The organism is Microvirga sp. GCM10011540 (genome assembly GCF_042650665.1).
GTDB lineage: Bacteria > Pseudomonadota > Alphaproteobacteria > Rhizobiales > Beijerinckiaceae > Microvirga > Microvirga lenta.
The window spans coordinates 1-10,257 of the sequence record NZ_JBHSBQ010000026.1; the positions used below are offsets into that span (position 1 = coordinate 1).

Below are 10,257 nucleotides of genomic sequence, written 5' to 3' on the forward strand. Positions count from 1 at the left end.
CTCCAGCAGTGCCACGGCCTCTCGCTTAAACTCGGGTGTGAATTCGCGCCTCGTCTTCGTCATCAAACACCTTCCCGCTCCCACAGGAGCGTATCAGAGGTGTCCGTCAAAGCGAGGGAGGATCACTCAAGCGGATGAGCCGGTCCACGCTTTGGAAAACCAGCCTTCCGATCGCATCACCGCCACAATCGCGGCCCAGCTTGCGTCTGCGGCCCTCTCCCATGACGATCCCCCAGGATACCTTTTGTGGCCGCGGCGCCGACTGGCCCCTGGTTTCGTTCACGTCGCCTGTGCGGGGCGTGGGAGAGAAGGCCGGTCGGCGTCCCTTTTCCTCTCAGCCTCACCCGCCCAAAAAAGCCTCGCTCAGCCGGAGACTGAACGAGGCGACACAAGGGGGCGATCCGCATAACAAGGGTCGACGCGGACCGCACGTCCATCTCCAACGGCCAAGGTTGATGTTCCGTGAGAGGTTCGCCCAACCGGTTCGCTCGGGTGGCGCTCAAAAAAGCCCCCTCGCCGGCGGTGGCCGAGGAGAGGGCAGGTCCAGAGGGAGGAACAACAATGCGTCAGCTCCGCACCCCAACCATTAGGTCCGGGGGTTGTTCCGGACCGAAGCGACGGTTTCTGCGCCAAACATCCTAAAAGATGTCGCTATCATTCGGGCGGGCCGGCAGAGGCGGCAAAAAAGCCGTTTGTTCTGGGCCTATACTGCATCGCGGCTCGGGGCGCCGGAATGACTGCCGCAACACGGAAAAACCGCAAGAACTTATTCCGATAATTGGCGCTATGAAACGCACAGGCAGAGGGTAGACCTCGTGCGCGCGAGGTTACATCGGAAGAATACGACGTAACCATACGTGCAGACAAACCGGCCTAGCCCGGGCAACACAAGCACTCTCGGCCCTTCTGCCCCTGTGGTCGGACCTTGAACGCCCCCGTTTCGAACGGCTGGGCGTTTTCTTTGTGGCGCTCCGCACGGGCATGCCAGGGACACCCGACACGAAAAAAAGAGCCGGTTGGGGGCAGACCCGACCGGCTCGCACCATGCCCCAACCCTGGGGGAGCTGCGTATGGCTAGGGCAGCCTTGCGCAGGTCATGGTACCAAGTCGATCATGCGAGCGCATCGAGAGCCGGGGTTTTGCGCCACATCGTTAACGGTTGTCAGAGGCGCGAAACGAGGACAGCCACGCGACGGTGCCTGTTCCATAAGGGGCCTATCGAAAATTGGGCCTCATGGCGTATCCAGATAGATTGATAGTCAGCGCCCCGCATCCTCGTTCCGTCAGGACGTGAGCCTCAAGTTGGCGGATAATCGGGCTCGAGGATGGTGATCGTCGGCTCACCTGGCGGCAGGCTAAACGTATCGATGAGCGTCGCATCCTCCTCGCCGAGATTGGCGGCTGCCATGGCGGTGTTTGGCGGCATGTAGTAACACGTCCCGGCGGGCCACTTGTGAGGTTTTGCGCCTTCCATGAAACCGGTGATCTCACCCGACAGCACGCAGGTATGCCCGCCGTGCTTGTGGACGTGAATACCGACTCGGGTCCCAGCCTTCCGGATTCCCTTCGTCACCACGAGCCGGTTACCATTGGCGTCGATGGTGTCGATCATCGTTGACACGTCCTGCAGGGGCAGAAGTTGACCGGGCAGGGTTTCTCCGTTGATCGTCGTGACAACACTCGGCTTTTCCTCGGCCACCGCAGTAACGTCGCTGAGCACAATCGCAACGCACACTGCCAAGGACGCGCTGAGCGTCTTCGCGCCGAAGTGGATCTTCATTTCGGTCTGTTTCATTATCTAAACCCCTGCCCTCACCGCGACGGTTTATACCGACCGTCGCGTCTCACGGCAATGACCGGACAGAACCGCGCACAAGAGCTTCATTGTGCAGGTAGGGCCCTCAACCTTACCTGTGCTGTTTCCATAAAGGAGTTCATGCGCCCCAAGGGGTATGAGGCTGGGTCTCGGCATTCGGCCGTTCAATGGTGAGCGAAACCGTTAAGGTCAGCACCCGCTGCTTGTGCTCGTTGCAGACCTCGATGATCACCACATGACCGGTCGGACGCAGCGCCAGATCTCTTGCGATTTGAGCGGCCAGATCCACCGCGTGGCACTTGGCAGCCTCTAAGCTTTCAAGCTCCTCACCGCCCGGGTCAGGAACGAACCTCGATCCCTCACGGATGTCGAAGTGAAAACGAGTCATGGCAAAGCCCTACGGCGGCGACAGCGTCAGCCCCTGGTCATATGGCCTCGATAGTGGCCCGGCCTTTCGCGAAATTTGAGGCGGGTCAGTTCGGCTCGGATGACCTTTGCCGTCTTACGCCCGATGTTGTCGAACCGCTCGATCCGGTCCGCCACCGCCCTGAGTCTATCCAGGGTGGTGATGTTTTCCTGCTGCAGCACCTTCCAGGCGCGTTGCGGCAGACGCAGACCGTCAATTGGACCGGGAGTGGGTTTGTCCTCAAGCATCTGGCTGGTCTTCCAGCGCGGTAGGTCAAGGATCACTCGGCGCAGTGCCGACAGCAATTCATCTCTTCGGGCGAAGCCCTGTGGCTCTGCCCTGACCGAGGGGAGTCGGTTGACCCTCGGCCAAGGCAATTGCCATGTCTGAGCACACTGCACCGGACAGGTAGCAACGCATCCGGTTGCCGCATCCTGGTCCGATCATGATAAATAATCCGTTCACACCTCGGAGGTCCCAGTAGCCCCACTGCCGGTTGGCCTCCGCGATTGCTTCCAGCGCCGCACCGGCCTCGATCTCGGTCGCGAAGATCTTGACTAGCCCCTGCCCGCTCGCACCGATCCGGCCCCAGTTACAGACTAGACGCACGATCCCGAACAGATCCTTTCGATCAGAATGGCGACCAGTGCAGTTAGGCAAATAAGCCAGATCCGTAGCGTTCGCGTATGGTCACGGATCTCGTGCTGCGTTCCGGTTGAGATCGCTCAGCCAGTTGTACAGGTTCTCCAGCCGCTGGTCGATCAGAAAGCGCGTCTTCTCGTGCTCGTCTTTCGCTCCTTCTACGACCGAGCATCGTTCGCCTCCCATTTTCTCTTGCTGAGCTGCTTTTCAAACGTCTTGAGCATAAACTGCCAGAATATGGCCGAGACTGTCTGTATCATCGTGCCATCACGATTCGGATCGGGCCGATGCTCGAGCTCAAGGCAATAAACAGCGCTCGTGTGATCCTGGGCGGGTCGAGCTGGTCCACATGATGCACAAGCAGCAGGCGATCTACGCCCGAAATCCGCAGCCCACTCGCACTAAGCAGGTCGGGAGGCTTGCTGCGTGGGGCCCGCGAATGTAGTAGCCCACTTTCTGTTCTCAACCAAAATTCGCGACAGAGCCCGTTCATCTAGTGGCGGACGCGCGGATGGTACCCGGTTCCCGGACGACGCCGCAGTTCAACCGCCATACCCTGCCCAATGGCCCGGCTGGCCACGGCAAAAAGAGCCCGGCACACACCAGGTGGCCGGGTCATTGAAAGTGGTCTCGAAAGTAGCGGACCCGCATACGGGGAGGTCAAGGGGATTAGTGCGGATCCGGATACGATTCAGATGAGACGTCGGCGCCCTCACTGCAACCGTCACACTCCCTAGTCCACATTACGGCTGTGTGAGGTCACGTCATGCGTAACCAGGGTTGCGGCTGGGGTTCGCGACAGGGCTCCGCACCCTGGGGACCCCTCACAAATTCTTGAGCACCTGCCAACCTGCTGACTGCGCATGAGAACTCGCCATCTCCGCCGGCTCGATCAGGCGCCATACAGGCCTATTAACCTTCAGGTAACCTCAAACTGAAAGTCTGCGGGCACATTCACCCAACAGCAACGAGCGTCGCGTAGATGAAGCCCACAGGCATTGCCATTGCATTCGTCGCCATTTCGTCCAGCACCTGCGCTGCAGCACAAACGCCGCGCCTGCTAGGAACATACGATGAATGGAGTGCTTGGTCGGTCAAGGAGAATAAATCCAACATCTGTTATATCCATGCGGACGCCCTGACGAAGACCCCTGTCGAACTCGACCACGGCAGAGTTAGCTTCTCCGTCCGCCGCCTCAAGCGCGGCAAAGTACGGACTGAGGCCAGCATGCAGGCCGGCTATGAGTTTTCTCCAAATGCCATTCGGGTCTCTGTCGACGGAAAGCGGTTCACGATGATCCCGTATGGCCATAACGCTTGGCTGCAGGGAACGGCCCGCGAAGCGGAGTTTGCCCGTGTGCTGTCAAAGGGACGCACGATGACTGTCGAAGCTGTCTCGCGGCGCGGGAACAAGACTCACTACCGGTTCTCGCTCAAGGGCTTTACCGCAGCGCTGCGCAAGGCCCGTAGAACCTGCCCGTGAGCCGATGAAAGGTTTTTGCTCCTGCGCCCTGCTCCTGATCCTCGGCGTGATCTGTGTTCAGGAGGCTCAGGCTTGAGCCGACAACGCAACCTCACTCCTTCCGCGGTTCGCGTCCCTGAAGAGAGCGCCGACAAATGTCCGGGTCGGCCCCGGCACCAAGTACCCAATCCGATGGATCTACCGGAGGCGAGCTCTGCCCGTCGAGGTCATGGCTGAATTCGGAAACTGGCGCCAGGTCAGAGGCAGCGATGGTTCCGATGGTTGGGTCCACTCCGCTCTCCTTTCTGCAAATAGAACGGCCCTCGTAAGCCCGTGGAACACAGACAGCATTGACCTTAAGTCAGAACCCACAAAAGAGGCATCTGTTATTGCAAGATTGAAGCCGCGTGTTCTTGTTGATCTGTACTGGTGCGATCGCACGTGGTGCTCGGTCGGTGTGCGGGGGCGCGAACTTTATGGTTACGCGCGGCAGATCAGACTCTGGGGGGTCTACCCCGATGAGATTATCGCAAGTAGGTCGATTGAGAACGCCTTCTGGGGCCTCTTGGGAGGATGACCAGGAGATACCGAACGGACACCGGTTCGTTTGGAGACCGTGAGAGCAGCGTGTGCTCGTTGAAATCGATCCTGGCTGACCGTCAGCAGGGCGGGATGCCTTCCGGACACCTGATTACACAGAGAGGCATTGATGAAACGACCCCAGTCTTTTGCAACTCCCCTTTCCCACATTGCCATCGCTGCCGCGCTCACGCTCACCGCTGCTCTTGGCTGGGGGCTCCTGCTTCTGAAAATGCGATCCGCGGCTGAGTTCGAGGAGCATCTACGGGCACAAGTCTCCAGTCTCCATCAGACGCAGCTAGAACTGCTCAGCGAGCGAGCTCAGATGCAGGCCGAGATCGCCGTATTGCGCAAGGACCGGGAGACACTGACGAAAACCCGTGACCAGATGCAAGCAGAGCTTGCCCGTGTTCGCTCTGAACGGGACGAAATGGTCAAGAGTCTCAATGCCGCCAGGGTCGAGCAAACCGGCGCAGACCGGTCTGCAACTTCTGGCGCGGTCGTTGCAGCACAGAAGGCTCTGTCAGACCTGGGCTATGGTCCGCTGCAGGGGGATGGCATCCTGGGGCCCAGCACCCGCCAAGCGATCGAGGACTTTCAGCACGATCAGGGCCTGACAGTCACAAGTGAACTGGACCCGCCCACATTGCGTCGACTTATCGCTCCGGATCAGCAGACGGCGCGGCGGGAGTAAGTTACCTGCGCTCTCGCAGGGGCTCCAACGAAGGCGAGTACAAATGATGTCAGGAGAATTCCGAGATCCTGTTCCCTCCGGGACGGGTCTAGGAGCGAAGTACGGCGAGATTCCCTAGAAGTCCGCTGACCGGCTCCTCCGGAGCATGAGCGGTATTCAAGCCGACAAAGCTAGAATCGAACGCCGCCTACCGCCCGGCTTGTCCGCCCCCCGGGCGGACACAACTACCCACCGGACCACCGCCTATGGCGCGCAATTCGATAATCACTTTCCCTGACACCGCATGGGTGCTCCCTAGGTTGCACCGCGAGCCGCGAAGCTCCAATAATATTAGAGGTTTGACGCGAAATATCGAAGACCCCCTCACTCTGCCATCGCGTCCCGCCACCGCAGCGCCTCGACCCCCACCATTGCAGGGCTGCGGGCCAACTACAAAGAACAAAAGAAGCCCAGCCCAAGCACCGTCGAGCGCTGAGAGCCCGTCTTGAACATAATGGCGGCATGCATCGCCGAGGCGGATGCGCCTAGCATCATGGTGGACGACCAGATGCGATGGCGCGACCATCTCCTGAAGGCTGCGAGGCTCGATCCCAAGACAGTCAGAGACGTCTACATCGCGCCGTCAGCGCAGCAGTCCGCTGGGGCAAGGGCCAAGGCAGGCTGAGGACGAATCGGCTGCCCAGATTGCGTTACGGTACTTGCCAAACCGCAACTGCGCGAGAAAGGCTTCACGTGCTCAGAGGCGCGGACGATCCTAGCGCCGCCCAGCTCCCCTAATCACGTCCGAGCACGCCCGCTGCGGCGTCGAAGACACCTAGGTCGGGGTCACTCCACCAAGAGCCCGAGCGCGAGCGCGCTTCGCCCAAGACGCCTGTAGCCAACGGCTTGGCCACCTGCTGCTCCCTAGGCAATCTGCGTCAGTGTATCCGTCTCTCTTCCGCGGATCGTAGTCGACCAGGGGGAAGCGTTCCTTCCCAGTGGGCAATGGACGTTTCCGTGATTGGCGCCATCCGCGCAGGTGGCCTGATGTTCCAATCGGCCCGGGTGTTGCGAGCAGCCCTGCCTGTAACAGGACCAAATCTGCTGTTGATTGTGACGCGATGCGGCATCCCGCCGCTTGCGGTCTAGTCCGCTATACCCGATATTTCAGAAACTTCTGAAATTTTGGAATTGACATGAACCTTCCGTCCCTGGTCCAGACGTTTGTTCTCCATTTCGGCGAGATGGGATCCCGCTGGGGCATCAACCGGACCGTCGGCCAGATCTATGCCCTGCTCTTCGTCTCCAATGAGCCGTTGAACGCTGAGGACATCGTCGAACGGCTCGGCGTTTCCCGCTCCAACGTCAGCATGGGCCTGAAGGAACTTCAGGCCTGGAGCCTGGTGCGGCTCCAGCACAAGCCTGGGGATCGGCGCGACTACTTCTCGACGCCGGACGACATCTGGCAGATCGTCCGCACCTTGGTCGAGGAGCGCAAGAAACGCGAGATCGACCCGACCCTAACCCTATTGCGTGAGGTCCTCATGCAGGAACCGGCAAGCGTGGAGGAGCGCCACGCCCAGGACCGCATGCGCGAGATGCACGACCTCTTCGAGCTGCTGACCGGCTGGTACGCCGACGTGCAGCGGCTCGATACTGAGCGCCTCGTCCAGCTCCTGACCCTAGGCTCAAAGGTGCAGAAGATCCTGGAGATGAAGGACCGTCTGTTCGTCGTGCCGGGGTCAAAGAAGAGCCGCCGCGAAGACCTCAAGGAACACTAGATATGGACGATCCTCTCCTCCTCGCTCGCATCCAGTTCGCCGCGAACATCTCCTTTCACATCCTTTTTCCCACCATCACGATTGCGCTCGGCTGGGTGCTGTTGTTCTTCAAGCTGCGTTTCAACCGCACGGGCGACGCCGCCTGGATGGAAGTCTACAAGTTCTGGGTGAAGATCTTCGCTCTCAGCTTCGCTCTCGGCGTGGTGTCCGGCATCACCATGTCGTTCCAGTTCGGCACCAACTGGCCAGGATTTATGAACACGGTCGGCAACATCGCCGGCCCGCTGCTGGCCTATGAGATCCTCACCGCGTTCTTCCTGGAGGCTGCCTTCCTCGGTATCATGTTGTTCGGATGGACCCGAGTTTCGAACCGGGTCCACACCGCCGCAACGGTGCTGGTGGCCGTAGGAACCACGATATCGGCGTTCTGGATCCTGGTGCTGAACTCATGGATGCAGACGCCCGCTGGCTTCGAACTACGGGATGGTGTCGTCCATGCCACCGATTGGTGGGCCATTATCTTCAATCCCTCCATGCCGTATCGCCTCACCCACATGCTATTGGCCTCAGGCCTGACGGTGGCATTTCTCGTCGCGGGCATCTCGGCCTTCCAGTGGCTGCGTCGTGATCGCTCGCCTGGGGTCATGGCAGGCCTGCGCACGGGTGTCTTCCTGGCCGCTGCGCTCATTCCAGCCCAGATCTTTGTCGGCGACATGCACGGCCTCAATACGCTGGAGCATCAGCCCGCCAAGATCGCCGCCATGGAAGGTAACTGGGAGACGCAGAATGGCGCCCCAATGGTGATCTTCGGAATCCCGGATGAAGCATCGAAGACGAACACGTTCGAACTCGCGATCCCCAATATCGCCTCGTTCTATCTCACCCATGACTGGAACGGCGAGGTCAAGGGTCTCAACGATTTCACACATCATCCACCCGTTGCGCCTGTGTTCTTCGCCTTCCGGATCATGGTCGGGATCGGGATGCTCATGCTCGTTGTGTCATGGCTCGCCACCTGGCAGTTGCGTAGTAAGGGCCAGGTCGAGCGCCCGGTGGCTTATGTGCTTGTCGCCATGACATTCGCTGGCTGGATTGCGACCTTGTCAGGCTGGTACGTGACCGAGATCGGCCGCCAGCCGTGGCTCGTCACCGGCATCATTACCACCAAGGAGGCTGCCTCCGCCGTCCCGGCACCAATGATCGCGTCCACCCTCGTCGGTTACCTCCTGCTCTATGCGGTTCTGCTGGCCGCCTACATCGCAACCATCTTCTATCTCGCCCGCCGGTCGGCCTCGCCCGCCGACCATGCGTCCAGCGAACCCGTCCGCACCGGGGGTGCAATGGTCGCCGGAGGCTCCGTGGCAACGACCGCCTAAAGGATCAACATAATGGACCTTACTCCCGCCACCTGGCTGCCGGCTGCCTTCGCGGTTCTGATGGGGCTGGCCATTCTCCTATACGTGGTTCTCGACGGCTATGATCTTGGCGTCGGCATCCTCAGCGCCGCCGCCGGAGGCGCGCAGCGCGACCGAATGATCGCCTCGATTGGCCCGTTCTGGGATGCCAACGAAACCTGGCTCGTGCTGGCGGTTGGCCTGCTTCTAGTGGCCTACCCGCAAGCACACGGCATGATCCTCGGTGACCTTTACCTGCCGGTGGCAGGGCTGCTGCTCGGTCTGATCCTGCGCGGGGTGGCATTCGAGTTCCGGGCCAAGTCGACCATCGGCCACAAGACGTGGTGGGACCGCGCCTTCGTTGCCGGGTCGGGGCTGGCTGCTCTCACCCAAGGATACATGCTCGGCCTCTACATCGTTGGCTTCGAGCGCACGGCTTCCAACGTGGCGTTCGCCCTGTTAACGGCCGTCTGCCTCGCCGCAGGCTACGCCTTCATCGGGGCAACATGGCTGATCATGAAGGCGGAAGGGGACTTGCAGTGTCGGGCCGTCTCCTGGGCCAAGGGAACTCTTCTTCTCTCAGGTCTCGGCATGACCATCATATCGGTTGTGACACCCTTGGTTTCAGAGCGGATCTGGGACAAGTGGCTCAGCCTGCCCAACCTGATCCTGCTCGCGCCTATTCCGGTCGTGACCGCGGCGGTCTTTGCCATCCTCTTCGTCGTGCTGCGGCACCTGCCGACCCGGACGGACCGCTTCTGCTGGCTACCGTTCGTGGGCGCAGTCGGCATCTTCCTGCTCGGCTTCCATGGGCTCGCCTACAGCTTCTTTCCTTATGTGGTGCCGGACAGGCTGACGGTCTGGCAGGCGGCGGCGGCGCCGGAGTCGCTCATGATCATGTTTGTCGGTGCGCTGGTAGTCTTGCCGATCATCGCCGGGTACTCGGCCTTCGCCTATCGGGTCTTCTGGGGCAAGGCCACAGATCTGCGCTACTATTGATAAGTCCGACCGGCGGCTCCGTGACGTCCTCCGCCGGACGGGTTCGCTCCCGAGCGACGGATTGCGCCGGCCTGGCACGGCAGCCTCCGGGCTAGAGTTACGACCAAGTAAAGGCGCGTGCGCTCCGGGCACCCGTCTCAACTTTGCTCCGCTTTCGAACTATGTGGGCGCTGTCAGAGCGCCAACGGGCGATGGATTGAACGGCAAGCCGCGTTCGTAAGCTGGGCGTGACAGCAACCACATGCATGGAGGTCTCCAGTTTGTGGAGATCGCCTTGGCTCCGACACAGTCCGGCCTTGCTGTGCCTGCAGCAGCCCTGAGAAACTTCAGCATGAGTTACTTTTCTCACTTGAAGAACCACACGAGCAGATCCGGGACTGATCCTCCCTCGCTTTGACGGACACCTCTGATACGCTCCTGTGGGAGCGGGAAGGTGTTTGATGACGAAGACGAGGCGCGAATTCACACCCGAGTTTAAGCGAGAGGCCGTGGCACTGCTGGAGAG

11 protein-coding genes and 1 pseudogene are annotated in these 10,257 nt (G+C 60.5%); 8 read left to right on the top strand and 4 right to left on the bottom strand.

Features of this window, described 5'->3' with window-relative positions:
• Window positions 1–1,297: 1,297 nt before the first annotated feature.
• From ACFOYU_RS10575 to ACFOYU_RS10590, 4 genes are all read right to left on the bottom strand, one after another.
• Entirely contained in the window at window positions 1,298–1,795 is a 498-nt protein-coding gene (locus ACFOYU_RS10575) for a cupin domain-containing protein (protein WP_377033494.1), read from the bottom strand.
• 139 nt (window positions 1,796–1,934) lie between these two features.
• On the bottom strand, window positions 1,935–2,204 hold the full coding sequence (locus ACFOYU_RS10580; protein WP_377033495.1) for a DUF6894 family protein: 270 nt from the start codon (window positions 2,202–2,204) through the stop codon (window positions 1,935–1,937).
• Window positions 2,205–2,230: 26 nt separating this feature from the next.
• A complete protein-coding gene (locus ACFOYU_RS10585; protein WP_377033496.1) occupies window positions 2,231–2,527 on the bottom strand; it encodes a DNA-directed RNA polymerase subunit alpha C-terminal domain-containing protein in 297 nt (98 codons plus the stop codon).
• Between the two features lies 1 nt (window position 2,528).
• Window positions 2,529–2,882 carry a WGR domain-containing protein gene (locus ACFOYU_RS10590; protein ID WP_377033497.1) on the bottom strand — a complete coding sequence of 118 codons (354 nt, stop codon included), beginning with the start codon at window positions 2,880–2,882 and terminating at the stop codon, window positions 2,529–2,531.
• A 239-nt stretch (window positions 2,883–3,121) separates the two neighbouring features.
• Between ACFOYU_RS10590 and ACFOYU_RS10595 the strand changes: the two are divergent.
• The 8 genes and pseudogenes from ACFOYU_RS10595 to ACFOYU_RS10630 all read left to right on the top strand — a co-directional run.
• Window positions 3,122–3,309, top strand: a pseudogene (locus ACFOYU_RS10595) (IS6 family transposase); the annotation flags it as partial.
• A 537-nt stretch (window positions 3,310–3,846) separates the two neighbouring features.
• On the top strand, window positions 3,847–4,347 hold the full coding sequence (locus tag ACFOYU_RS10600; protein ID WP_377033498.1) for an invasion associated locus B family protein: 501 nt from the start codon (window positions 3,847–3,849) through the stop codon (window positions 4,345–4,347).
• A gap of 115 nt (window positions 4,348–4,462) precedes the next feature.
• Entirely contained in the window at window positions 4,463–4,903 is a 441-nt protein-coding gene (locus ACFOYU_RS10605) for an SH3 domain-containing protein (RefSeq protein WP_377033504.1), read from the top strand.
• Between the two features lie 132 nt (window positions 4,904–5,035).
• Window positions 5,036–5,599, top strand: coding sequence for a peptidoglycan-binding protein (locus tag ACFOYU_RS10610; protein ID WP_377033499.1), 564 nt, complete (start codon window positions 5,036–5,038; stop codon window positions 5,597–5,599).
• A gap of 484 nt (window positions 5,600–6,083) precedes the next feature.
• Window positions 6,084–6,263: a hypothetical protein gene (locus tag ACFOYU_RS10615; protein WP_377033500.1), complete on the top strand. Its 180-nt coding sequence runs from the start codon at window positions 6,084–6,086 to the stop codon at window positions 6,261–6,263.
• Window positions 6,264–6,774: 511 nt separating this feature from the next.
• Complete coding sequence (locus tag ACFOYU_RS10620; protein WP_377033501.1) at window positions 6,775–7,359, top strand: GbsR/MarR family transcriptional regulator; 585 nt, start codon at window positions 6,775–6,777, stop codon at window positions 7,357–7,359.
• 2 nt (window positions 7,360–7,361) lie between these two features.
• Window positions 7,362–8,735, top strand: a complete 1,374-nt coding sequence (locus ACFOYU_RS10625; protein ID WP_377033502.1) for a cytochrome ubiquinol oxidase subunit I — start codon at window positions 7,362–7,364, stop codon at window positions 8,733–8,735.
• 12 nt (window positions 8,736–8,747) lie between these two features.
• The gene (locus ACFOYU_RS10630) at window positions 8,748–9,752 is read left to right on the top strand and encodes a cytochrome d ubiquinol oxidase subunit II (protein ID WP_377033503.1); all 1,005 of its coding nucleotides are present in this window, start codon (window positions 8,748–8,750) and stop codon (window positions 9,750–9,752) included.
• Window positions 9,753–10,257: the final 505 nt, after the last annotated feature.

Coding starts and splice junctions, on each gene's coding strand:
- ACFOYU_RS10575 (WP_377033494.1), bottom strand. CDS start 1,795: ATGAAACAGACCGAAATGAAGATCCACTTCGGCGCGAAGACGCTCAGC.
- ACFOYU_RS10580 (WP_377033495.1), bottom strand. CDS start 2,204: ATGACTCGTTTTCACTTCGACATCCGTGAGGGATCGAGGTTCGTTCCT.
- ACFOYU_RS10600 (WP_377033498.1), top strand. CDS start 3,847: ATGAAGCCCACAGGCATTGCCATTGCATTCGTCGCCATTTCGTCCAGC.
- ACFOYU_RS10610 (WP_377033499.1), top strand. CDS start 5,036: ATGAAACGACCCCAGTCTTTTGCAACTCCCCTTTCCCACATTGCCATC.
- ACFOYU_RS10620 (WP_377033501.1), top strand. CDS start 6,775: ATGAACCTTCCGTCCCTGGTCCAGACGTTTGTTCTCCATTTCGGCGAG.
- ACFOYU_RS10625 (WP_377033502.1), top strand. CDS start 7,362: ATGGACGATCCTCTCCTCCTCGCTCGCATCCAGTTCGCCGCGAACATC.
- ACFOYU_RS10630 (WP_377033503.1), top strand. CDS start 8,748: ATGGACCTTACTCCCGCCACCTGGCTGCCGGCTGCCTTCGCGGTTCTG.